Origin of the sequence: Streptomyces sp. NPDC050448 (assembly GCF_040655295.1) — a bacterium.
Classification (GTDB): domain Bacteria; phylum Actinomycetota; class Actinomycetes; order Streptomycetales; family Streptomycetaceae; genus Streptomyces.
In genome coordinates this window covers 56,160-81,306 of sequence record NZ_JBFAJR010000031.1, presented here as the reverse complement: position 1 = coordinate 81,306, position 25,147 = coordinate 56,160, and the positions used below count along the sequence as shown (strand labels likewise).

The following is a 25,147-nucleotide window of genomic DNA, read 5'->3' as shown; positions in this document are numbered from 1 at the left end:
GCCCCGGTCTGCTTGCGTCGATTTCAACCATCTCGGGGTGGCATCTTTCTCGGCGGGGCTTCTCACGCCTGAACTCCTCGTCTGAAGGGAGCCCTTGATGGCTGCCAAGAAGCGGACGTCCGCCAGGGCCGCGACTGCCGGTTCCGCCGGTGCAGCCGGCGCGGCCGGTTCGGCGAACGGTCAGGACGCACTGATCACCTCGCTCAAGCAATTCATCCGTACCCGCGGGTCGGGTTATCTCAGCGACCCGAACGTGTCCTCGATCGGCATCGGCTACAAGGAGAAGAACGGGAAGCGGAGCAAGGAACTGGCTCTGCAGTTCACGGTGGACAAGAAGGTCCGGCCGGAGGGCGTACGCGACGTGGGCAGCGCCGAGATACCGCCGGTCATCGACATAGGCGGCGGTGTCGAAGTGCCGACCGATGTCGTGCAGCGCAGCTACAAGCCGCACTTCCTGGTGGTGCCCGAGGCCCAGACGCCCGAACGGCAGAAGCGCGTCAACCCGGTCCGGCCCGGGGTGAGCGTCGGCAACGTCAAAGTGGGCGCGGGCACCCTCGGCTGCATCGTCTTCGACAAGAACGACGGCTCGACCTGCGTGCTGAGCAACTGGCACGTGCTGAACGGCCGGAAGGGTGTGCTGGGCGACGAGGTCGTGCAGCCCGGAACCACCGACGACAGCCGCATCGCCCTGAACCGGCTCGGCACGCTCAAGCGTGCCCACCTGGGGCAGGTCGGCGACTGCGCCGTCTCCAGCATCACGGAACGCGACTTCGACACGGCCATCCTCGACCTCGGGGTCACACCGACGAAGCTGGGCGAGCCGCAGATCGACGACAAGGTCGTCAAGAGCGGGCGGACCACCGGTGTCACGCACGGGGTGGTGACGCGGCCCTTCGCCAAGGTGAGCATCAACTACGGCCCGCCGGTCGGGGTCCGCGAGATCGAATGCTTCGAGATAGGCCCCGACCCCAGCCATCCGGCGGACGGCGACGAGATCAGCCTGCCCGGCGACTCCGGTTCGGCCTGGCTGTTCAAGGCGCGCACCGGCAAGCCGACCGATGTGCTGGCCGGTCTGCACTTCGGCGGCGAGGGGGACGGGGACCCCGAGGACCGTGCGCTGGCCTGCTTCCCCCACGCGGTCTTCGAAGAGCTGAAGATCACCCTGGAGCAGCCCGCCTCCGACTCGCTCGAGGCGCTGACGGGGTACGACCCGGGCTTCCTCTCCGTCCCGATAGGGACCCCGCAGCTCAACCCGTCAATCAAGGACGACGCCGTCCGGCTCGACGGGTCGGAGGTCGTCCCGTACACCCACTTCTCGCTGGCCCTGAGCACGGCGCGGCGGTTCGCGATCTGGGTGGCCTGGAACATAGACGGCGCCGCGCTCAAGAAGCTCGACCGCACGGGGATCGAGTTCACGAAGGACCCGCGCCTGCCGGCGAACACCCAGGCCGGCAACGAGCTGTACAAGGGTCCGACCAACCGGCTCGACCGGGGTCACATCGCACGCCGCGCCGACCTGATCTGGGGCACGCTGCCCGAGGCGGAGAAGGCCAACAGGGACTCGTTCTTCTTCACCAACATCACTCCGCAGATGGACGACTTCAACCAGAGCGCGCGCAACGGCATCTGGGGGCAGCTCGAGAACGCGGTCTTCGAGGACGTCGAGGTCGAGGACCTCAAGGTGAGCGTGTTCGGCGGCCCGGTCTTCCAGGAGGACGACCGGGTCTTCCGCGGTGTGCAGATACCGCGGGAGTTCTGGAAGGTGCTCGTCTTCTCCGAGCAGGGAACGCTCAAGTGCAAGGCGTTCCTGCTGTCGCAGAACCTGGTCCTGACCGAGGCTCTGGAGCTGGACGAGTTCCGGGTGTTCCAGGTCAAGCTGGGCGAGATCCAGAAGCGGGCGCACATCCGCTTCCCCGCGGCGATGGCCAAGGCGGACACCCTGGCGGTGCCGGAATCCCTGGAGGACAGGACTCCGCTGGAGAGCCCGGCCGACATCGACTGGAGCTAGGGGGGTGTCCGGCGGATCAGGGCCGGGCCCGGGCCGCCTGGCACCCCCTAGCCGGCCCTCAGGTCCGGGTCAGTCCTGCGTCAGCTCGACGAGTCTGGCGACGGTGTTCCAGTTGCGGGTCGTCGCGTCGATGCCCTTGAACACGGCGGGCTTGAAGAGGGCCTCGGCCAGTTTGGAGCGGCCCAGCCCATCCGGGGCGTAGAGGTAGACGACCCGGTCGCCGATCCGGTACTCCTCCGGGAGGTACGAGGGCCCGTCGATCGAGGCGAACCGCTCCGTTGCAGGCTGCTCGGAGAGGAAGGTGGCGTGCAGCTGCCTGCCCTCCAGCTCGGCGGCCGGGAAGGGGCAGGCCTCGGCGACGGCGTGCAGGTAGCCGCCGTCGACCACCAGGCAGGCCGCCGCGAAGCCGAAGCGGGCCTCGATGGCCCGCTCCAGCTCGCGGGCGAGGGCGGCCGTGTCCTTCTGCGCGCTGCCGAAGACGGCGTTGCCGCTCTGCAGGTACGTCTGCACGTCGGAGTGGCCGAGGCCCTCGAGGACCTGGCGCAGCTCGGCCATCGGGACCTTCTTGGCCCCGCCGACATTGATTCCGCGCAGCAGGGCCGCGTACTTCTTCGTGGTCATGACCGAACGATAGGACGGCGTACCGACAGTGCGGGCAGTTCGGCCTCGATGAGGTCGGCGGCCTGTCGCGTACCGCCCTCGGCGGCCATCTGCGCGCGGACTCCTCGTACCCCGTCCAGGCGACCAGGTTCGGGGAGAGCCAGACGTCCGGGACGCCCCAGCGGCGGGCCAGGACGATCGCCGGGTAGGAGGTGGTGTCGTGGATGACCAGGTCCGGTTCGTCGCCCTCGAAGGCGGCCGCGAGCCGGGGCAGGGCCTGGATGGCGTCGTTGAGGAACGGCTCGATGCGGTCGATGGGCTCGGTGCCCCAGGCCTCGGGCTCGTCGTCGGTGGGGAGGGTGGAGTTCCAGATCACCGGTGTGGCGCCGGTCTCCGCGATCTTCTCGGCGAAGGAGGCAGGGATGGCGTAGCTGACGCGGTGGCCGCGGGCGACGAGCTCCCGGATCACTTCGATGCTCGGGTTCAGGTGCCCGTGGGCGGCGATGGAGAACATGGCGATGTGTGCGGGCTTGGCTGAGGTCATGCACCGAGGTCAACGAGACGAGACCTCTCGTGCAACGAGGATTCCCGGCCATCCGGGCGGCCTGATGGCGCGTCAAGGCGTTGCACGCCGGGATGCGAGACTGGGCGGATTCACGACGATCCGGATCCGGAGTGACGGCATGGACGAGGCGCAGGCCAGGGACGTACTGACGGCGGCGGGCCTCACGGGGCCGGCCGCTCTGCTGGCGCTGGGCGAGAACGCGGTCTTCGCGGCCGGCGATCTGGTGGTGAAGGTCGGCCGGGAGGCGGCGCTGCTGGAGCGGGCCGAGCGGGAGCTCGCGGTGGCGGGCTGGCTCGAGCAGGCCGGGATCCGGGCGGTCCGCGCGGCCGAGCCGAAGCCGCGGCTGGTGGCGGGGCACCCGGTGACCGTGTGGCACCGCCTCGCCGATGCGGTCCGGCCGGCCGGTCCCGAGGACCTCGCGCTGCTGCTGCGGCAGATCCACGCCCTCCCGGCGGCGCCGTTCGCGCTGCCCGCGCGGGACCTGCTGGGCGGGGTCGAGCGCTGGCTCCGGCTGGCGGGCGAGGCCGTCGACCCGGCCGACGCGGCGTACCTGCGGGCCCGGCGCGACGCGTACGCCGGCGAAGTGTCCGCGCTCGCCCCGCAGCTGCCGCCGGGCCCGATCCACGGCGACGCCCTCCCCCGCAACGTCCACGTGGGCCCGGACGGGCCGGTCCTGGTCGACCTGGAGACCGTCTCGGCCGATCTGCGCGAACACGACCTGGTGGTGATGGCCCTCTCCCGCGACCGGTACGGGCTGCCGGCGGAGTCGTACGAGGCCTTCGTGGCGGCGTACGGATGGGACGTGCGCGACTGGGCGGGCTGCACGGTGCTGCGGGGTGCCCGCGAGACGGCCAGCTGCGCCTGGGTCGCGCAGCACGCCCCGGCCAACCCCGGGGCACTGGCCGAATTCCGCCGCCGGGTGGCCTCCCTGCGCGACGGCGACGCGGAAATGCGGTGGCACGCGTTCTAGGCGTGCCGTACCGAGGACCGCATATGAGACTGCACACCACCTTCCACACTGCCCGCCTGGGCGCGACGGAGTTCAAGGTCATCCGCCCGGCCCGGACCCCGGCCCGCGCGGTGCTCCTCGACGACACCTGGCACCTGAACGGGTGGTTCGACCAGGAGGCCGCGCGGATCACCGCGGGGCTGTGGGCCCTCGCGGCCACCTCGCCGCGGTCGCTGGTCCACCTGCCGATCCGGGCCAACGCGGCGGGCGGACCGGACGCGGGCACGCGGCGCCCGCTCGACCTCGTCCTGCTGCACCACTCCCTGCAGTTCGCCCCGTCCCGGTGGAAGGAGCTGCGCGGCCGGCTCGGCCCCGGGCGCCCGCGCACCGTGGACCTGCCCGGCCCCGGCCCCGGCGCGGAGCCCGGCGCATCGGACCTCCACCACCGGGAGAACCGGGACCGGTTCCGCCAGGACATCCACAGCGAGACGCTGTTCATGACCGGCAGCGCCCGGACGTTCCGGGAGACCGCCGGACTCTTCGCCAACCTCGCCCGTACGGGCCCCGGCCAGGTGTTCAACCATCGGGGCAGGCACTACTGCCGGAGCCTGTACTGCCACCCCTGCGACCGCGACCTCCACCTCGAGTACTGCGAGGAGTGGCCCAGGCCCTAGGACCTCTTGCGGATGCGCACTCGCGAGGGCATGGCCGTCGCCCGCGCCAAGGGGAAGCTCAAGGGCAAGCAGCCCAAGCTGACCACACGCCAGCAGGCCCACCTCGTTCAGCAGCACCGCAGCGACGAGCACTCCATCGCCGACCTCGCCGAGTTGTTCTCCGTCAGCCGGGCGACGGTGTACCGAGCGCTGGAACGCGCCCGCGTCGGCGTCTGAGACTCACCGCAGACCGCCCTCACCAGCGGGAACAGCGTCCTTGGGGGCTGGTGACACGTTCGGTAACCCCACGTCGGCGGAGTCTGCGAAACCTGGGCCGGCTCGTCATCACCCCAGCGCGAAGAGTTGTTTGAGGCGGGCCTGGACCAGCGGCTGGCCGACGACGGGGACGTCATAGTGGCCCGCCCCTTGCAGGACCGAGAGGTCGATGTCGTTTCCGTTGGTCAGCATCTTGTTGACGACGTTGTAGGTGACGGTGTTGGGGCTGGTGATGTCATCCGTCCCATACAGCCACAGGACCGAGCCCGGAAGGGTCGAGCTTTCGAGCTTGCCCTGGTTCTGTCCGAAGAATCGTCTGATCTCCGGAAGCGAGTTGGGGCTGTCTCCGACAGCCATCACCACGAACGGCCCCGGACCGTACTTCCAGGTAGAGGCGCTCAATGCGCAGGGCCAGGTCCTCGGGACCTCCCACGTCGTGACCCTCTCCAGCCGACAGTCGACGAGGGACACCAAGAGGTAGTCGCGGCAAGGACGGACAGAGCCGGCCCCGGCCACCCACCGCACGGCCGCAGCCGAGGCCGCCGACGGGCTGCGCAGCGCCCGCGCGGTGCCGATCACCCCTTCGACGGCGTCGGTGCCGGCCGGATCACTCTCCCCCGCCTGCAAGCACTCGCCGCCGGGGAATGAGCGGCCAGGCCGGCTCGACGACGGCCGCCGGATCCGCGGTGCGCCGCAGATAGGCCTGCAACGAGACCGACTGTTCAGCCGCCGCGCGCACCTGGAGGTCGTGCAGATCCGCCAACGGCATCGCGCCGACGGGCCGGTGCTTCTCGCCCATGCGCCGCACCACGCGGGCGGCGGCCACGGCATCCGCCCGCGCATCGTGCGCGTCGTCGAGCGGCACCCCGTAGTGAGCGCACAGCGCGTGGAGAGCCCGCTTGCCCTTCCGGTACTTGTCCACGTGTTTGTCGATCACCAGCGGATCGATGACGGGCGAAGGCACACCGCCCAGCCGCTCGCTGATCGACTCGACCTCGTGGCGCCGGCACTCCCGGTCCAGCAGTGACAGGTCGTAGCGCGCGTTCATCACCACCAGAGGCGTCCCGAGCCGCAGCACGTCGGCGACGGCCTGCGCGATCTCCTCGATGGCCGACGCAGCCGGTACCCCGTGCGCGCGGGCGTGCTCCGTCGAGATGCCGTGGATCGCCGACGCCTGCTCGGGTATCGCCACTCCGGGATCGAGCAGCCAGGTCCGCTCCTCCGAGACGGACCCGTCCGGATCCAGCCGCACGACCGCCGCGGTGACGATGCGGTCGGTCTCCACGTCGGTGCCCGTGGTCTCCAGGTCGAAGGCCGCCAGTGGCCCACTGATCCAGCTCATCGCCCGGCCCCCGGTTCTGTGCCGGTCGTCTCCAGGCCGCATCCGATCAGCACACCGCCGTGCCGGTCCCCCGTGCCGCGCCAGTCCTCCACCCCGTGCCCCTCCCCCGTACACCTTCGGTCAACGACTTTCAGCCTGCCACGGGGCACTGACAGTCACGACACCGGGCGGGAGTCCTGCCAGATCGACTCGAATTCCTCCCGGTACGTCGGGAACAGCCCGTTCTCCGCGTCCCGCGAGGAACCGCGGGTGCCGCCGCCCCGCAGGACCAGCACCGGCGCCTCCATGCCGCGCGCCCGGCGCAGGTACGACTGCACCACGGCGATGCCCGAGGACTCCCCCTCCACCAGGTACGCGGTGAAGCGGGGCGTCTCGTCGAAGACGTGGATCTCGAACCGCGAGGGATCCCGCAGCCCCGCCCGGACCCGCCGCACGTGCAGGATGTTCATCTCCACCGAGCGGCTCAGCTCGCCCTTGCGCAGGCCGAGCTCCCGCTCGCGCCGCTTCACGGCACTGCTGGCCGGGTTCAGGAACAGCAGCCGGACCCGGCAGCCGGCCTCCGTGAGGCGCACGAGTCTTCGGCCCGAGAAGTTCTGCACCAGCAGGTTGAGGCCGATGCCGATGGCGTCGAGCCGCCGCGCGCCGCCGAACAGGTCCTCCGCCGGGAGCTGCCGCTGCAGCCGCACCCGGTCCGGGTGGACCGAGATGACGTCCGCGTACCGGTCGCCCACCAGGTCCTCGACGGCGTCGATCGGCAGCCGGTCCGCCGCCGGGGAGCCCGCGCCGCCGCCCAGCACCTCGAGCAGCCGGGCCGAGGCGCGCTCCGCCTGCTCCAGCACCGCCCGCGACAGCGCCCGGTTGCGGGAGACCACGTTCCGGGTGACCTCCAGCTCGTCGAGCGCGAGCTCGATCTCCCGCCGGTCGTCGAAGTACGGCTCGAAGCACGGCCAGTGCTGGACCATGAGCTCCCGCAGCTGCGGGAGCGTCAGGAAGCTCAGCACGTTGTCGTCGGCCGGGTCCAGCAGGTAGCCCTTGCGCCGGCTGACCTCGCGGACGGCGACGGCCCGCTGCACCCACTCCTGGCCGGCGGGTCCGGCGGCCGCGACCACCCAGTCGTCCCCGCCGTGCACGGGTTCGTAGATCGGCCGCAGCACCGCGCCGACGACGGCGCGCAGCCGCTGTTCGATCAGGTTCAGCCAGATGTACGCGCGGCCGGCCCGCTGCGCCCGGGTCCGGACCTCGCTCCAGGCGTCCGCGCCCCAGTCCAGCTCGGCCCCGGCCCGCACACTCCCGGCCGCCGTCGGGGCCAGCGACACCGCCCCGGCCGGCACCCCCGTGGGAACCCCGTCGGGCGCACCTCCTGGCGCACCTCCTGGGGCGTCCGCCGGGCCGCCCTCGTGACCGCTGTCACCAGGGGGCAGCTCCAGACCTCCCGAGCTCACCCGTGCACCGCCTTCTGCGTCTGGACGCCCGTCTCCAGTGATCACGGAAGGGTACTCCGAGCTCGGCGCCCGATGCAGCCCGATGGACCGTACACCGGTGGCCTGTTGACCCATTATCGGATGCCCGCATAGTCCGCTGACCCGCATATCAGCTCTCCGGGTCACCCGGTAGGAGCATCCCAAGTCCCCGCGTGCGGGCCCACTTTCGGGGAAGATCTGGCAGTGACGTGGTCCACGCCGGATCAGCCCGGCACATCAGCCCGACAGCCGGGGAACGAGGGGAAGAGTCGTCAGCCATGCAGGTCTGGCCGGGACAGGCGTATCCGCTCGGCGCCACGTACGACGGCGCCGGCACCAATTTCGCGGTCTACTCCGAGGCCGCCCGACGCATCGAACTGTGTCTGCTCCACGAGGACGGCTCGGAGACGGCCGTCGAACTGCGCGAGACCGATGCCTTCGTACGCCACGCCTACCTGCCCGGGGTGATGCCGGGGCAGCGCTACGGCTTCCGCGTGCACGGCCCGTACGAGCCCGAGCGCGGGCAGCGCTGCAACGCGGCCAAGCTGCTGCTGGACCCGTACGCGCGGGCCATCGCCGGCAGCGTCGACTGGGGCGAGGAGGTGTACGGCTACCACTTCGGCCGGCCGGATTCGCGCAACGACCTCGACTCGGCGCCGCACACGATGAGTTCGGTCGTGGTCAATCCGTACTTCGACTGGGCCAACGACCGCCCGCCGCGCCACGAGTACCACCACACCGTGCTGTACGAGGCCCACGTCAAGGGTCTGACCATGCGCCATCCCGATCTGCCCGAGGAGCTGCGCGGCACGTACGGGGCCCTCGCGCACCCGGCGGTCATCGGGCACCTCACCAAGCTCGGGGTGACGGCGCTGGAGCTGATGCCGGTGCACCAGTACGTGAACGACCACCGGCTGGTCGACGACGGGCTGAGCAACTACTGGGGCTACAACACGATCGGCTTCTTCGCCCCGCACAACGGCTACGCCTCCGGTGACCGCGGCCAGCAGGTGCTGGAGTTCAAGTCGGCGGTGCGGGCCCTGCACGAGGCCGGGATCGAGGTGATCCTCGACGTGGTCTACAACCACACCGCCGAGGGCAACCACCTGGGCCCGACGCTGTCCTTCCGGGGGCTCGACAACGCCTCGTACTACCGCCTCGCGGATGATCCCCGGCACTACATGGACACCACCGGGACCGGGAACTCCCTGCTCATGCGCTCCCCGCACGTACTCCAGCTGATCATGGACTCGCTGCGCTACTGGGTCACCGAGATGCATGTGGACGGGTTCCGCTTCGACCTCGCCGCCACGCTCGCCCGGCAGTTCCACGAGGTGGACCGGCTGTCCTCGTTCTTCGACCTGGTCCAGCAGGATCCCGTGGTCAGCCAGGTGAAGCTGATCGCGGAGCCCTGGGACCTGGGCGAGGGCGGCTACCAGGTGGGAAACTTCCCGCCGCTGTGGACCGAGTGGAACGGCAAGTACCGGGACACCGTACGGGACTTGTGGCGCGGGCAGCCGCGGACGCTCGCGGAGTTCGCGGGGCGGCTGACCGGCTCCTCGGACCTCTACCAGGACGACGGCCGCCGCCCGCTGGCCTCCATCAACTTCACCACCTGCCACGACGGTTTCACCCTGAACGACCTCGTCTCGTACGACGAGAAGCACAACGAGGCGAATCGTGAGGGCAATCGGGACGGGGAGACCCACAACCGGTCGTGGAACTGCGGAGCCGAGGGGCCGACGGAGGACCCGGAGGTCCAGGAGCTGCGCGAGCGCCAGATGCGCAACTTCACGGCCACCCTGATGCTCTCGCAGGGCGTGCCGATGCTCAGCCACGGCGACGAGTTCGCCCGCTCGCAGGGCGGCAACAACAACGCCTACTGCCAGGACAACGCGCTGTCGTGGGTGCACTGGCCGGAGCCGGGCAAACCGCCGCCGTCCCTGCTGGAGTTCACCCGGCGGATGGTGTGGCTGCGGCGCGACCACCCGGTGTTCCGGCGGCGCCGGTTCTTCCACGGCCGGCCGGTGGAGGGGACCAACGACGAGCTTTCCGACATCGCATGGTTCACCCCGCACGGGGATCCGATGCGGGCCCGCGACTGGCAGGCGCAGCACGCGCGCTCGCTGACGGTGTTCCTCAACGGGGAGGCGATCTCCGAGCCGGGCTCGCGCGGGGAGCGGATCACCGACGACTCGTTCCTGCTGATGTTCAACGCGGGCGCGGATCCGCAGGATTTCACGGTCCCGGCCGGGCACGGGGCGCAGTGGCGGCTCGTCGTGGACACGGCGCGGCCGGACGTACTGCCACCCGGGACCGGACCGCAGTATGCGGCCGGGGACCGGGTGGCGCTGACGGGACGGTGTCTGGTGGTGCTTCAGCGCCCGGCGTAGGGCGAGCTCGACGAGCTCCCGGTCGTGTTCGGGGAGGCGGTCTGCCGGGCCGGGATGAAGGCCCGGGGCGCGGCGGGGTGCGTCCGGGCCGCCGGGACCCGGGTGACGAGGGCGAGGAGGAGGGACAGTGCGGCCGCCCCGACGGCGACGGCGAAGGCCCCGGAGGGCCCGTACCACTCGGCGAGCCGTCCGGAGGCGGCGAGCGCGGCGGCCTGCCCGGCCACGAGCGAGCTGGCGGCGAAGGCCATCGACTCGGCGAGCCGGGCCGGCTCCACGACCCGCTCGGTCAGCGCGAACGCGGTGATCAGGTGGGGGGCGTACGCGGCTCCGAGCACGGTGACGACCGCGTACAGCGGCCACAGGGTGTCGGTGAAGAGGAGCGGTGCGGAGAGCACCAGCGCGGCGCCGGTGGCCGCCCGCCAGCGCAGCCGCAGCCCGACCCGGGCGGGCAGCGCGCCCAGGGCCAGGCCCACGGCGGCGCTGACGACGCCCATGGCGGCGTACACGATGCCCGCCTGGCCGGGGACGCCCAAACGAGCGGTGAGGGCGGCGATTCCGGCCTGGCAGGCGCCGAACATGGCGCCCTGGAGGAACAGGGAGCCCCGTACGGCGTACACGACACCCGGCGGCCGGGTGCGGCGCCCGGCGTCGGGGCCGGCGCCGGCCCCGACGGCCGCAAGCGCGTCCGCGTCCGCACGAGCGCCCGGCCCCCGCGTGGTGCGCTCCGGCGCTGCCGCCCCGGCCGTGACGGCGGCGGTCGGGTGCAGGGCGAAGGCGGCGGCGAAGACGGCGACCAGGGCGGCGGCCCCGCCGAGGGCGATCGCGGGGTGCGCGACGAGCGCGGCGAGTCCGACGAGGGCCGGGCCGAGGACGAACGAGACCTCGTCCAGGGTGCCTTCGAGCGAGTGGACGGCGCCCACCACGCCCTCGCCGGCCTCGGCGCGGTGGGCGAGCGCCACGGAGCGGGTCCGGGCGAGCGGCCCGATCAGCGGTACGGAGGCTCCGGTGACGGCGCCGATCGCGGCGAGCGGGGCGGTGGCGAGGCCCGAGAGGGCCCCGGCGACCAGGGCGCCGGTGGCGACCGCGTTGACCGCGGCGGCGGTCAGGACCACGGGCCGCTGCCCGTGCCGGTCGGCGAGCCGGCCCAGGACGGGCCCGAAGACCACCTGCCCGGCGGAGAGGGTGCCGCCGACGATCCCGGCGGTGGCGAGGGAGCCGCTGGTCTCGGCGACCAGCAGCACGCTCCCGAACTGGGACATCGCGACGGGGAGTCGCGCGAAGAAGGAGACGAGCGGGAGTAGGGGCCCGGTCAGGGCGATGACTCTTCGATAGGTGTTGACGGTTCCGGCCACTTGATCAACGCTAACCCGGTGCAGTCACCCGGATGCATTGGGTAATGGCACGGAATCCGGGAAGATGGGTACGTACGTTCTCATGAGCCAGCCGTACCCGCACCACCAAACGGAATCTGATGTTCCGGCAGCCGTCGCTCCGGCGCCACCTGCGACCCGGTCGCCTGCGGCCCCGTCATCGACGTACCGCCTCCAACTGAGACCGGAGTTCCCCTTCGCGGCGGCCGGGGCAGCCGTACCGTACCTCGCCTCGCTCGGCGTGTCACACCTGCACCTCTCGCCGGTGCTGGAGGCGGTCCCGGGCTCGGCGCACGGGTACGACGTCACCGACCACTCCCGGGTGCGGGCCGAGCTCGGCGGCGAGCCGGGTCTGCGGGCACTGGCCGCGGCCGCCCGGGGGCACGGACTCGGCCTGGTGCTGGACATCGTGCCGAACCACATGGCGGTGCCGTCCCCGCTGCGGCTGAACCGGCCCCTGTGGGAGGTGCTGCGGGAGGGGCCGCGGACGCCGTACGCACGCTGGTTCGACATCGACTGGGAGGCCGGCGGCGGGCAGGTGCTGCTGCCGGTGCTCCCCGGGCCGCCCGAGCCGGGCGCGTTCGAGGTCGACCGCGACGGCGGGGTGCTGCGCCACGGGGAGCTGGAGTTCCCGCTGCGCGAGGGCACGGGAGGGCTGGCGGTGCCGGAGCTGCTGGCCGCGCAGTGGTACCGGCCGGCCTGCTGGCGCGAGGCCCGGACGGAGCTCAACTACCGCCGGTTCTTCACGATCTCGGAGCTGATCGGGGTCCGGGTGGAGGACCCGGAGGTGTTCGCGGCGACGCACGCGAAGGTTCTGGAGCTGGTGCGCGACGGGGTGGCCGAGGGGCTGCGGATCGACCACGTGGACGGGCTGGCGGATCCGGCGGGGTACCTGCGGCGGCTGCGGGCGGCCGTGGGCGAGGGCTGCTGGGTGGTGGTGGAGAAGATCCTTGCCCGGCAGGAGCGGCTGCCGCCCGGCTGGCCGGTGGCGGGGACCACCGGGTACGACGCCCTGCACCGGGTGGACGGGGTGTTCACCGACCCGGCGGGCGCCCCGGAACTGGCCCGCCGCTATGCGGAGTTCACCGGGATGCCGCACTGGGAGCAGCTGGCCCGGGCGTGCGCGCGGGAGGTGCTGACCGGTGACCTGGCGGCCGAGCTGGCGGCGCTGGAGCGGGCCGCCGGGCCGGAACTCGGCTCCGGGGTGAGGGAGTTGCTGATCGCCTATCCGGTCTACCGGCCGTATCCCGGCGAGCCGGAGCTCTCCCCGCAGGCCCTGGCGGAGGCCGCCGCGCCGGCCGGTGCGGGCGCGGTGGCCGGCGTACGGGACCTCCTGCTGCGCGATCCCGCCTTCGCGGCGCGCTTCGCGCAGACCTCTGCGGCCCTGCGGGCCAAGTCGCTGGAGGACCGGGCCTTCTACCGCCACGCCCCGCTGCTGTCGGCCACCGAGGTCGGCGGGGACCCCGGGCAGCCGGCGGTGTCGCCCGCGGAGTTCCACGCGTACTGCGCCGCGCTCGACCGGGACTGGCCGGGCTCCGGGACGGTGCTGTCCACGCACGACACCAAGCGCAGCGCCGACGTCCGGGCCCGGATCTCCGCGCTGTCCCAGGCCCCCGGGCTGATGGGCCGGCCCGCCGGTCCCGATCCCCAACTGGCCTGGGTGGCCCGGCAGACGGCGCTCGGCCTCGGGGAGGTGCCCGAGCGCACCGACCGGCTCGTACAGGCACTCCTCAAGGCCGTCCGGGAGGCGGCCCTGCACACGAGCTGGACCGACCAGGACCCGGCGTACGAGGCCGCCGTCGCGGGGTACGTTCCGGACCCGGAGGAGCCTGCCGGGCTGGCCGAGGCGGCCCGGGCGAACCTGCTCGGCATGGCGCTGCTCCACCTGGCGATGCCCGGGGTCCCGGAGATCTACCAGGGCGCCGAAACGGAGTACCGGGCCCTGGTGGACCCGGACAACCGGCGCCCGGCGCGGTTCCCCCGCGAGGCCCTGGCCCGGCTGGACGCGGGGGCCGTACCGCGGGGGCAGGCGCAGGAGAAGCTCGCGCTGACGGCCGCCCTGCTGCGGCTGCGGCGCGACCGGCCCGGACTGTTCACCGGCTACGCCCCCCTGTCCGCCCGGGGCCCGGCGGCGGAGCACTGCCTGGCCTTCGCCCGCCCGGCCGGGCTGGTCGCGGTGGCCACCCGGCTCTCGCACCGGCTGGCCGGGGCCGGCGGCTGGCGGGACACCACCCTGGCCCTGCCGCCGGGTCGGTGGACGGCGCTCCTGGACCGGGGGGCCTCGTACGAGGGCGAGGTGCGCCTCGCGGAGCTGCTCGCGGCCCTGCCGGTCGCGCTCCTACTGCGCGACGGCGGCCGGGGCGACGAGTAGCTCCGCGAAGGCCGCGGCGGCGCCGGCCAGCGGGACCCGGGAGAACACGGAGAGGGGGCGGTGCCACGGCGGGTCGAGGGAGAGCAGCGCGCAGTCCTCCCCGAGGGCGCCCCGGACCGTGTGGGCCGGGGCCACGACGATGCCGACGCCGGCGGCGGCCATCCGTACGGCCGTCGAGGTGTGTTCCGTACGCAGAACGGTGCGCGGGGTGAAGCCGGCGGTGCCGCATGCCCAGTCGAGGAACGCCCGGCCCTGGACCGAGGGTTCCATCGCGCAGCGGATCCAGTCGCGGTCGGCGAGCTCGGCCAGCCGGACGGAACCCCGGCCGGCCAGCGGGTCGTCGAAGGGGACCACGAGCACCAGCTCCTCCCGGTCCACCGGCAGCACCGGACCGGTCCACGCTTTGGGCTCCGGGCCCACCGCGAGGTCGGCGACGCCCCGTTCGAGCTGTTCCTCCAGGGCCTCCGTGGACGCGTACTCGCGCAGCACCAGCCGGACGCCGGGGTGCAGGGACCGCCAGCGGGCGGCGATGCCCGGGAGCAGGCCGACGGCGACGGCGTGGACGGTGGCGAGGTGCAGTTCACCGCCGGTGGCCCCGGCGGCGGCGCGGGCGGCGCGTTCGGCCTGCTTGGCGCTGCGGACGGCGAGTTGGGCGTGCGGCAGGAAGGCGCGGCCCATGGGAGTGAGCCGGACCCCGCGCGGCATGCGCTCCAGCAGCTCGCCGCCGACGGACCGTTCCAAGGCCTTGACCTGGTGGGAGAGGGCGGGCTGGGTGACGTGCAGGGCTTCGGCGGCGCGGGTGAAGGACGACTCCTCCACGACGGTGAGGAAGTACTCCATCTGACGCAGGCTCATGGCCAGGAAGCATAAAGAGTGTGCATGGAGACGAGTAGATCATTGCCTTGGACTCATGGCAGGAGTCCACCGCACGCTTGTCCCATGAACACCGACAGCACTGGGAACACCGGCAGCCCCGAGCAGACCGACAGCACCGACGGCTCCGTGGACGTCACCGTGATCGGCGGCGGCACGGGCGGATACAGCACCGCCCTGCGGGCCGCGGCCCTCGGGCTGAGCGTCGTCCTCGTGGAGCGCGACAAGGTCGGCGGGACCTGCCTGCACCGCGGTTGCATCCCCAGCAAGGCGATGCTGCACGCGGCCGAACTCGTCGACGGCATCGCCGAGGCGCGGGAGCGGTGGGGGGTCCGGGCCGTCGTGGACTCGGTGGACTGGCCGGCCCTGACCGCCACCCGGGACGACATCGTCTCCCGCAACCACCAGGGTGTGGAAGGCCACCTGCGGCACGCCGGCGTCCGCGTGGTGCGCAGCGGCGCCCGGCTGACCGGGCCGCGGTCCGTCCGGACCGAGGACGGGCGGGAGTTCACCGCGGCCCGCGGCATCGTGCTGGCCACCGGCTCCCGGCCGCGCACACTGCCCGGTCTGGAGCCCGACGGGCACACCGTCGTCACCAGCGACGACGCGCTGTTCGCGCCGGGACTGCCCGCCTCGGTGCTGGTGCTGGGCGGCGGGGCGATCGGCGTGGAGTACGCCTCCTTCCACCGGTCCATGGGCGCCGGGGTGACCCTGGTCGAGGCCGCGGAGCGGCTGGTGCCGCTGGAGGACGCGGACGTGTCCCGGCATCTGACGCGCGGGCTGAAGAAGCGCGGGATCGACGTGCGGACGGGGGCCCGGCTGGAAGGCGTGGAGCGGCTCGCGGCCGGGGGCGTACGGGCCACCGTGCGCGGTGCGCGCGGGGACGTCCGGGAGGTGACCGCGGAGCGGCTGCTTGTAGCGGTCGGCCGGGTCCCGGTGACCGACGGGCTCGACCTCGCGGCGGCTGGACTGGCCACGGACGGCCGGGGGTTCGTGGCACCGGCCGACTGGTCCCGGCTGGAGACCGCGGTCCCGGGGATCCACGTGGTGGGCGACCTGCTGCCGCCGCCCTCGCTCGGTCTGGCGCACGCCTCGTTCGCCGAGGGGCTGCTCGTCGCCGAGACCCTGGCCGGGGTGGCGAGCGCCCCGGTGGACTACGCGGCCGTACCGCGGGTGACGTACTCCGCTCCGCAGACGGCCGCCGTCGGACTCACGGAGGCGCAGGCCCGGGACCTCTCGTACGACGTCGTCGTCAACACGATGCCGCTGACGGCGGTGGCGAAGGGGATGGTGCACGGACAGGGCGGGACGGTGAAGGTGGTCGCCGAGCGGGGCGGGCGGGTGCTGGGCGTGCACCTGGTGGGGCCGCACGTGTCGGAGATGATCGCGGAGAGCCAGCTGATCGTGGGCTGGGACGCCGAGCCGGCCGACGTGGCCCGCCACGTCCATGCCCATCCGACGCTGTCGGAGGCGGTGGGCGAGGCCTTCCTGTCCCTGGCCGGCCGCGGCCTCCACCAGCAGTAGCCGGGCCGGGGCCGGGCCGTCGGGGCGAGGCGTTGGCCAGGGGTTTTCGGGAAGTGTGGGGCGCGCGGAGCAGTAGGGGGCGTGCGCGGCGGGCATTGCATCAGACGTGACCCTCCTCCGTGACATGTGCTACCCCACACCGTCCGAGCTCGCGCTGGCCGCCCGTGCTCTGGCGGACGAGCACCCCGGCCCGGCCCGACTCCGCCAGATCGGCACCTCCCGGGGCAGCCGGCCCCTGTGGCTGCTCTCCGTCGAGCCGAGCGGCCGCCCGCAGGGCGCGGGCGTGCTCGTCGTCGCCGGGGCCCACGCCAACGAGCCCGTCGGCGGTGCCACCGCGCTCGTCCTCGCCCGGCGCGTTCTCCGCGACCCGGCGACCCGCGCCGGCCGCGGCTGGCACTTCCTGCTGTGCGCCGATCCCGACGGGGCGGCCCTGCACCGCACACCCCGCCCGTACTCCCTGCTCGACTACCACCGGAACTTCTTCCGGCCCCCGGGTCCGGAACAGCCCGAGTGGGCGCCGTCTTTACTGCCTCCGGACCGGCTGCCGCCCGAGACCCTGGCCCTGACCTCCGTCATCGACGAGCTGCGGCCCGTCCTCCAGGTCTCGCTGCACGGCACCGACCTCGGCGGGTCCTGGGTGCAGCTCACCCGGGACATACCCGGCCTCGCGGAACCGTTCGCCAAATCGGCCGCCGAGCTGCGGATCCCGGTGGAGACCGGGGCCTCGGACGCGGCCGGCTGGCCCTCCCCCGGGCCCGGGATCTTCGTGATGCCCGAGCCCGGGGCCGACGCCGCCGGGGCGTTCCACCCGGAGGACACCCGGCTCAGCACGTGGTACCACGCCCACCGGTACGCCGGCACCACGGCCATCGTCGAAGTCCCCATGTGGGCCTCGGACCTGGTGGACGACCCCGCCCCGCACCCGGACCCGCGCGGCGCGCTGCGGTTCCTGGCCGGGCGGCTCACCGCGGACGCCGCGCTCGTGACCCGCGTACGGGACGCCGTGCCACCCGGAGCGCCGCTGCCCGGCGCGGGCGCCGGCTCGGGCGCCGGCGCGGGCCTTGGCGGGGACTCCGATGCGGCCGCGCTGCTGCGCGCCGTCGACTGGACGCTCGCCCTGATCCCCCGGATCACCGTGGAGTGGACCGGCCCCGGGGCGCCCGCCGAGGCCACGGCGGCCTCCATCGGCAGCATCGACGCCTTCGGCAGGCGCCTGTCGCTGCGCGCCGCCGCGATGCTGCTGCGGGTGCTCCGGGCCCAGGGCCACCCGGCGGCCCCGGGGCTGGACCGGCTCGTCACCGGCTGGTGCGAGGAGTTCGCCGCCCGGTTCCAGGCGCGCCGGGTCCCGGTGGCCATCCAGGTCGAGCACCAGACCCGCACCGTCCTGGCGGCCTACGAGCGGCTCGTGGCGGACGGGACGGTCAATGCGTAGGGGCCGCGGGGGACGGGGGGACGGCAGCCGTCGTGGCCGGTACGGACAGGGTGTACCGGCGCTTGGGCGCGCCGGCGGCGCCGAGCCGGTCGTAGAAGCGGATCGCGCCCTCGTTCCAGTCCGGGGTCTGCCACTGGACCTGGTCGAGGCCGAGCTCACGGGCGAGGCCTGCCACGCCGTCCATCAGGGCGGCGCCGAGGCCGTGGCCGCGGGCCTCCTCGGCGAGGTAGAGGCAGTCCATGTGGAGGTAGTGCCGGGCGTCCCAGAACGCGAACTCGGCCGAGCAGGCGGCATATCCGGCAACCGAGCCGTCCGGGGCCTGCGCCAGCAGCACCCACTGGCGGGCGCCCTCGGCGAACAGCTGCGGTCCGAGCCGGTCGGCCAGGTCCGGGGGCCGGGGCGCGGACTTCTCGTACGCGACGTGCTCGTGGACGAGTTCGACGAGGCGGGGCAGGTCCTCGGGGCGCGCGGGGCGCACGACGGGCGGGTGTTCCTTCGGGCCCGTCCGGTCCTTCGGGTCCTTCGGGTCCTTCGCGTCTTCATGTTCCATGGACGTCATCTTCGGCCCCGGCATGATCCGGGAGAACCCCCGGCCGTCATCCGCCGGACACTCCCTAGCCGGACGACAGCCGGAAGTTCATCCGGCCGAAGCCGATCTGGTCCCCGTCCCGGACCGCCACCGAGCCGGTCACCCGGCGGCCGTTGACCGTGGTGCCGTTGGAGGAGCCGAGGTCGGTGAGCACCCACACCCCGTCGCGCATGCCGAGCTCGGCATGCACCCGGGAGACGGTCTCGTCGGTGAGCCGCAGCCCGTTTCCGGGGTCGCGGCCGATCCGCAGGGACCGCGCGCTCGGGTGCGGCAGCAGCAGCTTGGGCAGCCGCTCGGCGTTCCAGGCCCGCCGGACGCCGGCGGACACGGCCGAGGCCCGGCCCACCCAGGCGAAGACGCGACGGGTCCACGGGCCTTCGCCGCTCCTGCGGCTCTCGAGGTCGGCGGTGAGGACCACGAGGTCCTCGGAGCGGCGGGCGACCAGGGCGAGTTCCATACGGCGCAGGAACGTGTCGTGGGACAGCTTCCCGAGGGCCGCGCCCTCGCGGAGCTGGACCAGCGCCCGGTCGCGCTCCGCGTCGGACAGGCGCGGGACCGGGAAGGCGGGGAACTCGAAACTCGACGTCACAGGGTGATTGTCGGCCCGTCAAGGCCGGAGTGTCCAGAACTCCTGCGGCCGTCCCGCGATGATGGGGCCGGCACACGTTCCGGGTACCGCCGCAGACGAGGGGAACCGACCGTGCAGTTCGAGGTGTGGGTACCGCTGACAGACCGGGTCGCGCTGCGACTCGGCGACGCGACGTACGAGATGGCACGCGATCCGGACCGGGCCGACTGGTGGATCGCAGAGGCCCCGGCCGCCGACGGGGACCGGTACGGATTCCTGCTGGGCGCGGAGCCCGGCCAAGAGCTCGTACGGCCCGACCCGCGCGGGCGGCGGCTGCCCGACGGGCCCGACGGCCTCTCGGCGGTGGTGGATTTCGAGCCGCTCGCCCCGCAGGCGCCGCCGCCCGGGACACGGCTCCAGGACGCGGTCCTCTACGAGCTGCACATCGGCACCTTCACCCCCGAGGGCACCTTCGACGCGGCCGCCGCCCGCCTCGGGCACCTCACCGCGCTCGGGGTCACGCACGTGGAGCTGATGCCGGTCTGCCCCTTCCCCGGCCGGCACGGGTGGGGGTACGACGGGGTCGCGCCCTGGGCGGTGCACGAGCCGTACGGCGGCCCGGCCGGGCTCGCCCGGTTCGTGGACGCGGCCCACACGGCCGGCCTCGGGGTGGTGCTGGACGTGGTCCACAACCACCTGGGCCCCTCCGGCAACCACCTCCCGGCCTTCGGCCCGTACTTCACGGACACCCACCACACCCCGTGGGGCGCGGCGGTGAACCTGGACGCCGCCGGCTCCGACGAGGTGCGCGCGTACCTTCTGGGCAGCGCCCTGGCCTGGCTGCGGGACTACCGGATCGACGGGCTCCGCCTGGACGCCGTGCACGCGCTCGCCGACGGACGGGCGCTGACCTTCCTGGAGGAGCTGTCCGCGGCCGTGGACGCGCTCGCCGCCGAGACCGGCCGCCCGCTGTTCCTGATCGCGGAGTCCGACCGGTGCGATCCGCGCACCACGACCCCGCGCGGCTCCGGGGGACTGGGCCTGCACGCCCAGTGGAACGACGACTTCCACCACGCCCTGCACTGTGCGCTGACCGGCGAGTCCCAGGCGTACTACGCCGATTTCGCCGAGGCTCCGCTCGCCGCCCTGGCCAAGACCATGACCCGGGTCTTCTTCCACGACGGGACCTGGTCCTCGTTCCGGGGCCGTGGCCACGGCCGCCCGGTGGACCGGCGCCGGACGCCCGCGCACCGCTTCCTCGGCTACACGCAGACCCACGACCAGATCGGCAACCGGGCGCTCGGCGACCGGCTCGCGGCCTCGCTCTCCCCCGGGCTGCTGGCGTGCGGCGCGGCGCTGGCGCTGACCGGGCCGTTCGTGCCGATGCTGTTCATGGGCGAGGAGTGGGCCGCGGGGACGCCGTGGCAGTACTTCACCGACCATGTGGACCCGGAGCTCGCCGAGGCGGTACGGACCGGCCGGCGCCGGGAGTTCGCGGCGCACGGCTGGAAGGCCGAAGAGATCCCGGACCCGCAGGACCCGGCGACCCGGGACCGCTCGTGCCTGGACTGGGCGGAGCCGGAGCGCGCTCCGCACGACCGCCTGCTGGCCTGGTACCGGACCCTGATCACGCTCCGGCGCACCCACCCGGACCTGCGGGATCCGGACCTGGCCGCGGTCCACGTGGCGTACGACGAGGAGCGCCGCTGGGTGACCTTCCGGCGGGGCGACGTACGGGTGGCCGTGAACCTGTCCCCCGACCCGGTGACCATCGCTCTCGGCCGCAACGGGGTCCGGGTCCTGGCCGCCTGGGAACCCGCCGGGCACCCGGGTCCGGACGGCCGCGTCCACGTACCGGCCGAATCGGCGGTGCTGCTGGGGCCGTGACGGCTCGGCCCCAGCGGAATCCCTTGATCACGGCGGACCCGCTCCGGTGGCGTCGGCCCATGGAACAGGAACCGGAACAGGAACCGGCACGGGCACAGGGCCCGACGGCCACCTGCGCTCGGGAGCCCGGGAGCGGCGCCACGCCCGCCTGCGCGGGCAGGAGAGCGTGGACCACGGCTACCGCCTCGTCGTCGCCGGGGAGTTGTGGCGGCTCGGGGCCCTCACTCCACGACGGCCAGCTCGCGCGGGGCGTTGTTGAGGCTGCGGCCGCCGTCCTCGGTGACCGTCACGATGTCCTCGATGCGCACCCCGAAGCGGCCGGGCAGGTAGATGCCCGGCTCCACCGAGAAGCACATCCCGGGGACCAGGGGCTGCTCCTCGCCCTCGACCATGTACGGGGGCTCGTGGGTGGTCACGCCGATGCCGTGGCCCGTGCGGTGGATGAACCGGTCGCCGTAGCCGAACTCGGTGATCACCGCGCGGGCCGCCCGGTCCACCTCCTGGCAGGCGATGCCCGGGCGGACGGCCGCGGAGGCGGCCTGCTGGGCCTCGCGGACGATGTCGTGGACGCGCTGCTCCTCGGCGCTCGGCTCGCCGACGTGCACGGTGCGCGAGATGTCGGAGCCGTAGCCGTGCTTGAGCCCGCCGAAGTCGAGGACCACCATGTCGCCGTGCCCGATGGTCCGCTCGCCGGCCTCGTGGTGCGGGTCGGCCCCGTTGGGTCCGGAGCCGACGACCGTGAAGTCCACCTGGGAGTGGCCGTGTTCGCGCAGCAGCGCGGCCAGGTCGGCGGCGATGTCGGTCTCCCGGCGTCCGGCGAAGGGAACCTTCAGGATCTGTTCGTACGTCGCGTCGGCGGCCGCACCGGCCGCCGCGAGCCGCTCCAGCTCCCGCTGGTCCTTGACCGCGCGGAGCATCGGCAGGACATCGGTGAGCGGGGCGTACGAGGTGGCCGGCAACTCCCGCTGGAGGCCCAGCAGGTGCAGCGCCCAGGTGTTGTCGCTGACCCCGAAGCGGCCGCCGACGCCGAGGAGCGGCGCGGTGACGCCGTACGGGTTCTTCCCGTCGGCCCAGTCGCGCAGGGTCAGCGCGGGCGCCCCGGGGGCCTTGGCCGCGTCGGGGGCTTCCAGGGCGGGCACGACGAGGACGGGCTCCTGCCCGGCGGCGAGCACGAGCACGGTCAGCCGCTCGGTGTCGACCGGCCGGTAGCCGGTGAGGTGGGCGAGGTCGGGCCCGGGGGCGATGAGCAGGCCCGCCAGCCCGGCATCGGCGGCGCTCTGCGCGGCGGCTGCCATCCGGGCGGCGTAGTCGGTGTGCGTGAACGGATCGGGTTCGAGGTCCATGGTGCGATCCTGCCGCCGGGCCGGGCGGCGCGCGAGTGGTTACCGGCCTGCGGGTCCCCGGCCGCCGGTCACGCTGCGCCCGCCTCACCCCGGCGCCGGTCATCCGGCCGCGGTGAGGCGGGCGGCGAGGGCGGCGGCAGCGGGGGCCGGGGCGCCCGGGGCGAGGAGTTCCGTACGGTGCACCAGGCGCGGGTCGGACAGCGGTACGGCGACCCCGGCCCCGGCGGCCTCGGCCACGCGGCGCGGCAGCAGGACCAGGCCGTGCCCCGCGGCGGCGAGGGCGCACAGGGCGTGCAGGTCGGTGCCGTCGTAGCGCAGGGCCGGACCGGTGCGGACCGCGGCGGGCGCCGGTCCGACGCCGGGGGCGTCGATCCAGCGGGCGTCGGCGAGGTCGTCCAGCCGCAGCGAGGCCCGGCCCGCGAAGGGGTGCCCGGCCGGGAGCAGTACGGCCGGCTGCTCCTCGCCGACGCCGGTGACGGTGAGCGGGGCCACGTCGGGCAGCCGCAGCGGGTCGCTGGGCGCGGCGAGGCCGTCGACCAGGCCGAGGTCGCAGCCGCCGGTGGCGACGGCGGCCGGCACCTCGGCGGCCGGCAGCACCCGCAGCGCGACCCCGGTGGCCGGCAGCGCGGCGAGCAGCCGGGGCCCCACGGCGAGCGGGGACGCGGCGAGCGTGACCTGCCCGGGCGGGGCGGCGGCCAGCCGCAGCACGTCGGCCCGGGCGGCGTCGAGCCGCAGCAGCAGCGGCCCCGCGTGTTCCAGCAGCCGCACCCCGGCCGGGGTCGGCTCCACGGGCCGCCGGGTGAGGAGCTCGGCGCGCAGGTCGCCTTCGAGGGCGGCGATGTGCTGGGACACGGCGGACTGGGTGTAGCCGAGCTCGCGGGCGGCGGCGGAGAAGGAGGACAGCCGGGCGACGGCGACGAAGGTGCGGAGCAGGTGCGGATCCATGCCATCAGCGTGCCACCGCCGCGGCCCCCGGCCCGCGGCACCTGATGCGCGGGGCCCGGCCCGCGAGAAGCGGGTCCGCGAGAAGCGGGTCCGCGAGAAGCGGGTCCGCGAGAAGCGGGTCCGCGAGAAGCGGGTCCGCGAGGCGTAGTCCGCAATGCCCGGTCCGCCAGGCCTGGTCCGCGGGCCCGGTCCGCGGGAACCGGTGCGTGGAGCCCGGTCCGCGGGACCGGCCATCGGGGTGAGGGGCCGGGAGGGTCGGCGGGACCGGCGCGCCCGGGCGGTGCCGGGTCCCGGCGTCCCTATCGTGGGAGGGTGAGCATCCCCAGCGGCCAGCCGGCCGGCCGCGGCAGGCCACGGCGCGCAGCCCGGACCGACTCCGCCGGCGCCGTGTACGGCTCCCTCCTCGCCACCTCCGTGGTCGCCACCGCCAGTTCCACCGGCCCGCATCCGCGGTTGCAGCTCGTGCTTCTCCTGGTCGTCACGGGCGTGGTGTTCTGGGCCACTCACGTGTACGCCCAGCTGGCGGGGGAACGGCTGGTCGGCGAGCCCTGGAGCCGGCACGAGATCCGCCGGGTCGCCGTGCACGAGTGGCCGATCGTCGAGGCCGCCGTGCTGCCTGCGGCCGCCGTCGCCGTCAGCGGCCTCCTCGGACTGGACTACGTCGGGACGGCATGGCTGGCCATGAGCGTCGCCGTGACGCAGCAGGTCGCCTGGGCGTGCCTCGGCGCCGCCCGCGCGGGGGCCACGCGCCGCCAGTTGGCGGCCGAGGGGGTCGTCAACCTCGTCCTCGGTCTGATCATCGTGGCCACCAAGGCGGCCTTGAAGCACTGATCAGCTCTGCTTATCGAACGCGCAGGAACAATCGTTGGCGCTGAACCGGGGCCGGGCCGCAGGATGATCGGCATGACCACGGCGCAGACCCCGAAGACCGCACGGATCGCCCTCGTCGGCGACCGCTCCCCGCATGTGAAGTCCCACACCCGCATCCCGCTCCTCCTCGACGCCCTCGCCTCCCGCGACGGGCTCGTCCTCGACGCGTACTGGATCCCCACCGGCGATGCCGAGGCCGAAGCCGCCTCCGGGGCCCTGGCCCGGTTCGACGCGGTCTGGGTGCTGCCCGGGAGCCCGTACGCCAGCGAGGCCGGGGCGCTCGCCGCGATCCGGGTGGCACGGGAGGAGGCCATTCCGTTCCTCGGGACCTGCGGCGGCTTCCAGCACGCGCTGCTGGAGTACGCCCGCTCGGTCTGCGGACTGACCGGCGTCGCCCACGCCGAGAACGACCCCGGAGCCGAGGACCTGCTGATCGCCCCGCTCGCCTGTTCGCTCGTCGGCCACGAGGGCCTCGTACGGGCCGAGCCCGGGTCGCTCGCCGAGTCCACGCTCGGCGCGGAGCGGTCCATGGAGCGCTACCACTGCGGCTACGGGCCGGAGCCACGGCACCTGCCGGTGCTCACCGCCCACGGGCTGCGGCTGTCGGGGCGCGACGAGGACGGACAGGCGCGCATCGCGGAGCTGCCGGGACACCCCTTCTTCCTGGCCACGCTGTTCCAGCCGGAGCTGTCCGGGGACGGAACCCGCCCGCACCCCGTCGTGAAGGCGCTCGCGGCGGCGGCCGTCGCGCACGCCACGGCCGGATAACGCGTGGCGGGACCACCCTCCTGATCAGCTATGCTGTGCGTGCACATCGAACGGGCGGTTCCGCCGCCCTTCGTGGTGGGTGTAGCTCAGTTGGTAGAGCACCTGGTTGTGGTCCAGGTGGCCGCGGGTTCAAGTCCCGTCACTCACCCTATTGGTCCTGTAGGGGTACGAGATCTTCTCTCGTACCCCTACAGGCGTTTCCCGCCACCCATCCTGGCGGGGCGGCATCCGCCGGAGGCCGACGGGTGCTCGCCTGCCCGTCACGACACGACGAGACCTGCGAAGGTCGACGAAGATGACGCGGACGGGGCCGGTGCCGATCCTGCGGTGGGCGATGGCCATGCGTTCTCCCTCGGTGGCG

At 73.7% G+C, this 25,147-nt stretch carries 22 protein-coding genes, 1 tRNA gene and 1 pseudogene; 13 read left to right on the top strand and 11 right to left on the bottom strand.

Annotation, left to right across the window (positions count from 1 at the left end; genetic code table 11):
- Positions 1-97 precede the first annotated feature (97 nt).
- Entirely contained in the window at positions 98-2,008 is a 1,911-nt protein-coding gene (locus tag AB0I68_RS29175; RefSeq protein WP_363180349.1) for a DNA/RNA non-specific endonuclease, read from the top strand.
- A 69-nt stretch (positions 2,009-2,077) separates the two neighbouring features.
- On the opposite strand, the gene AB0I68_RS29170 is transcribed toward AB0I68_RS29175, so the two are convergent.
- Positions 2,078-2,629, bottom strand: coding sequence for a DUF1697 domain-containing protein (locus AB0I68_RS29170; protein WP_363180348.1), 552 nt, complete (start codon positions 2,627-2,629; stop codon positions 2,078-2,080).
- Between the two features lie 100 nt (positions 2,630-2,729).
- Positions 2,730-3,152 (bottom strand): annotated as a pseudogene (locus AB0I68_RS29165) (glycosyl transferase); the annotation flags it as partial.
- 139 nt (positions 3,153-3,291) lie between these two features.
- Here AB0I68_RS29165 and AB0I68_RS29160 point away from each other — a divergent pair.
- Genes AB0I68_RS29160 through AB0I68_RS29150 form a run of 3 tightly spaced genes read left to right on the top strand, consistent with a single transcriptional unit; the run spans position 3,292 to position 5,012 of the window.
- Entirely contained in the window at positions 3,292-4,143 is an 852-nt protein-coding gene (locus AB0I68_RS29160; RefSeq protein WP_363180347.1) for an aminoglycoside phosphotransferase family protein, read from the top strand.
- 23 nt (positions 4,144-4,166) lie between these two features.
- Positions 4,167-4,796, top strand: a complete 630-nt coding sequence (locus AB0I68_RS29155; RefSeq protein WP_363180346.1) for a hypothetical protein — start codon at positions 4,167-4,169, stop codon at positions 4,794-4,796.
- 12 nt (positions 4,797-4,808) lie between these two features.
- On the top strand, positions 4,809-5,012 hold the full coding sequence (locus AB0I68_RS29150) for a helix-turn-helix domain-containing protein (protein ID WP_363180345.1): 204 nt from the start codon (positions 4,809-4,811) through the stop codon (positions 5,010-5,012).
- A 108-nt stretch (positions 5,013-5,120) separates the two neighbouring features.
- On the opposite strand, the gene AB0I68_RS29145 is transcribed toward AB0I68_RS29150, so the two are convergent.
- The 3 genes from AB0I68_RS29145 to AB0I68_RS29135 form a co-directional block, all read right to left on the bottom strand.
- Positions 5,121-5,408: a hypothetical protein gene (locus AB0I68_RS29145; protein WP_363180344.1), complete on the bottom strand. Its 288-nt coding sequence runs from the start codon at positions 5,406-5,408 to the stop codon at positions 5,121-5,123.
- 250 nt (positions 5,409-5,658) lie between these two features.
- Positions 5,659-6,393 (bottom strand): 3'-5' exonuclease, encoded by a 735-nt coding sequence (locus AB0I68_RS29140; RefSeq protein ID WP_363180343.1) that lies wholly within the window; start codon positions 6,391-6,393, stop codon positions 5,659-5,661.
- A gap of 155 nt (positions 6,394-6,548) precedes the next feature.
- A complete protein-coding gene (locus AB0I68_RS29135) occupies positions 6,549-7,835 on the bottom strand; it encodes an SAV2148 family HEPN domain-containing protein (protein ID WP_363180342.1) in 1,287 nt (428 codons plus the stop codon).
- Between the two features lie 296 nt (positions 7,836-8,131).
- On the opposite strand from AB0I68_RS29135, the gene glgX reads away from it, so the two are divergent.
- Positions 8,132-10,246, top strand: a complete 2,115-nt coding sequence (glgX, locus tag AB0I68_RS29130) for a glycogen debranching protein GlgX (RefSeq protein ID WP_363180341.1) — start codon at positions 8,132-8,134, stop codon at positions 10,244-10,246.
- On the opposite strand, the gene AB0I68_RS29125 is transcribed toward glgX, so the two are convergent.
- Positions 10,231-11,598: an MFS transporter gene (locus AB0I68_RS29125; protein ID WP_363180340.1), complete on the bottom strand. Its 1,368-nt coding sequence runs from the start codon at positions 11,596-11,598 to the stop codon at positions 10,231-10,233. The two genes, glgX and AB0I68_RS29125, sit on opposite strands and share 16 nt — an antisense overlap.
- Positions 11,599-11,794: 196 nt before the next feature.
- Here AB0I68_RS29125 and treY point away from each other — a divergent pair, with 196 nt between their 5' ends.
- Positions 11,795-13,987 carry a malto-oligosyltrehalose synthase gene (treY, locus tag AB0I68_RS29120; RefSeq protein ID WP_363180373.1) on the top strand — a complete coding sequence of 731 codons (2,193 nt, stop codon included), beginning with the start codon at positions 11,795-11,797 and terminating at the stop codon, positions 13,985-13,987.
- Here treY and AB0I68_RS29115 read toward each other — a convergent pair.
- Positions 13,955-14,842 (bottom strand): LysR family transcriptional regulator, encoded by an 888-nt coding sequence (locus tag AB0I68_RS29115; protein ID WP_363180339.1) that lies wholly within the window; start codon positions 14,840-14,842, stop codon positions 13,955-13,957. The two genes, treY and AB0I68_RS29115, sit on opposite strands and share 33 nt — an antisense overlap.
- An 84-nt stretch (positions 14,843-14,926) precedes the next feature.
- On the opposite strand from AB0I68_RS29115, the gene lpdA reads away from it, so the two are divergent.
- Positions 14,927-16,384, top strand: coding sequence for a dihydrolipoyl dehydrogenase (lpdA, locus tag AB0I68_RS29110; protein ID WP_363180338.1), 1,458 nt, complete (start codon positions 14,927-14,929; stop codon positions 16,382-16,384).
- A gap of 106 nt (positions 16,385-16,490) precedes the next feature.
- On the top strand, positions 16,491-17,816 hold the full coding sequence (locus AB0I68_RS29105; protein ID WP_363180337.1) for a M14 family zinc carboxypeptidase: 1,326 nt from the start codon (positions 16,491-16,493) through the stop codon (positions 17,814-17,816).
- On the opposite strand, the gene AB0I68_RS29100 is transcribed toward AB0I68_RS29105, so the two are convergent.
- Positions 17,806-18,366 (bottom strand): GNAT family N-acetyltransferase, encoded by a 561-nt coding sequence (locus AB0I68_RS29100; protein ID WP_363180336.1) that lies wholly within the window; start codon positions 18,364-18,366, stop codon positions 17,806-17,808. The genes AB0I68_RS29105 and AB0I68_RS29100 overlap by 11 nt on opposite strands.
- 64 nt (positions 18,367-18,430) lie before the next feature.
- Positions 18,431-18,994 (bottom strand): DUF1707 and FHA domain-containing protein, encoded by a 564-nt coding sequence (locus tag AB0I68_RS29095; RefSeq protein WP_363180335.1) that lies wholly within the window; start codon positions 18,992-18,994, stop codon positions 18,431-18,433.
- A 111-nt stretch (positions 18,995-19,105) separates the two neighbouring features.
- Here AB0I68_RS29095 and treZ point away from each other — a divergent pair, with 111 nt between their 5' ends.
- Positions 19,106-20,860 (top strand): malto-oligosyltrehalose trehalohydrolase, encoded by a 1,755-nt coding sequence (gene treZ, locus AB0I68_RS29090; RefSeq protein ID WP_363180334.1) that lies wholly within the window; start codon positions 19,106-19,108, stop codon positions 20,858-20,860.
- A gap of 221 nt (positions 20,861-21,081) precedes the next feature.
- Here treZ and AB0I68_RS29085 read toward each other — a convergent pair whose 3' ends face one another.
- Positions 21,082-22,203 carry an aminopeptidase P family protein gene (locus AB0I68_RS29085; RefSeq protein WP_363180333.1) on the bottom strand — a complete coding sequence of 374 codons (1,122 nt, stop codon included), beginning with the start codon at positions 22,201-22,203 and terminating at the stop codon, positions 21,082-21,084.
- 99 nt (positions 22,204-22,302) lie between these two features.
- Entirely contained in the window at positions 22,303-23,148 is an 846-nt protein-coding gene (locus AB0I68_RS29080; protein ID WP_363180332.1) for a LysR family transcriptional regulator, read from the bottom strand.
- Here AB0I68_RS29080 and AB0I68_RS29075 point away from each other — a divergent pair.
- From AB0I68_RS29075 to AB0I68_RS29060, 4 genes are all read left to right on the top strand, one after another.
- The gene (locus AB0I68_RS29075) at positions 23,147-23,296 is read left to right on the top strand and encodes a hypothetical protein (protein WP_363180331.1); all 150 of its coding nucleotides are present in this window, start codon (positions 23,147-23,149) and stop codon (positions 23,294-23,296) included. The genes AB0I68_RS29080 and AB0I68_RS29075 overlap by 2 nt on opposite strands.
- A 164-nt stretch (positions 23,297-23,460) precedes the next feature.
- Positions 23,461-23,979, top strand: coding sequence for a hypothetical protein (locus tag AB0I68_RS29070; RefSeq protein WP_363180330.1), 519 nt, complete (start codon positions 23,461-23,463; stop codon positions 23,977-23,979).
- Positions 23,980-24,051: 72 nt separating this feature from the next.
- Complete coding sequence (locus tag AB0I68_RS29065) at positions 24,052-24,786, top strand: hypothetical protein (RefSeq protein WP_363180329.1); 735 nt, start codon at positions 24,052-24,054, stop codon at positions 24,784-24,786.
- A gap of 75 nt (positions 24,787-24,861) precedes the next feature.
- Positions 24,862-24,934 (top strand) — tRNA-His (locus AB0I68_RS29060).
- Positions 24,935-25,147: the final 213 nt, after the last annotated feature.

Coding starts and splice junctions, on each gene's coding strand:
- AB0I68_RS29085 (WP_363180333.1), bottom strand. CDS start 22,203: ATGGACCTCGAACCCGATCCGTTCACGCACACCGACTACGCCGCCCGG.
- AB0I68_RS29170 (WP_363180348.1), bottom strand. CDS start 2,629: ATGACCACGAAGAAGTACGCGGCCCTGCTGCGCGGAATCAATGTCGGC.
- AB0I68_RS29080 (WP_363180332.1), bottom strand. CDS start 23,148: ATGGATCCGCACCTGCTCCGCACCTTCGTCGCCGTCGCCCGGCTGTCC.
- AB0I68_RS29115 (WP_363180339.1), bottom strand. CDS start 14,842: ATGAGCCTGCGTCAGATGGAGTACTTCCTCACCGTCGTGGAGGAGTCG.
- AB0I68_RS29155 (WP_363180346.1), top strand. CDS start 4,167: ATGAGACTGCACACCACCTTCCACACTGCCCGCCTGGGCGCGACGGAG.
- AB0I68_RS29075 (WP_363180331.1), top strand. CDS start 23,147: ATGCCATCAGCGTGCCACCGCCGCGGCCCCCGGCCCGCGGCACCTGAT.
- AB0I68_RS29150 (WP_363180345.1), top strand. CDS start 4,809: ATGCGCACTCGCGAGGGCATGGCCGTCGCCCGCGCCAAGGGGAAGCTC.
- AB0I68_RS29140 (WP_363180343.1), bottom strand. CDS start 6,393: ATGAGCTGGATCAGTGGGCCACTGGCGGCCTTCGACCTGGAGACCACG.
- AB0I68_RS29065 (WP_363180329.1), top strand. CDS start 24,052: ATGACCACGGCGCAGACCCCGAAGACCGCACGGATCGCCCTCGTCGGC.
- lpdA (WP_363180338.1), top strand. CDS start 14,927: ATGAACACCGACAGCACTGGGAACACCGGCAGCCCCGAGCAGACCGAC.
- glgX (WP_363180341.1), top strand. CDS start 8,132: ATGCAGGTCTGGCCGGGACAGGCGTATCCGCTCGGCGCCACGTACGAC.
- AB0I68_RS29160 (WP_363180347.1), top strand. CDS start 3,292: ATGGACGAGGCGCAGGCCAGGGACGTACTGACGGCGGCGGGCCTCACG.
- AB0I68_RS29145 (WP_363180344.1), bottom strand. CDS start 5,408: ATGGCTGTCGGAGACAGCCCCAACTCGCTTCCGGAGATCAGACGATTC.
- AB0I68_RS29100 (WP_363180336.1), bottom strand. CDS start 18,366: ATGGAACATGAAGACGCGAAGGACCCGAAGGACCCGAAGGACCGGACG.
- AB0I68_RS29175 (WP_363180349.1), top strand. CDS start 98: ATGGCTGCCAAGAAGCGGACGTCCGCCAGGGCCGCGACTGCCGGTTCC.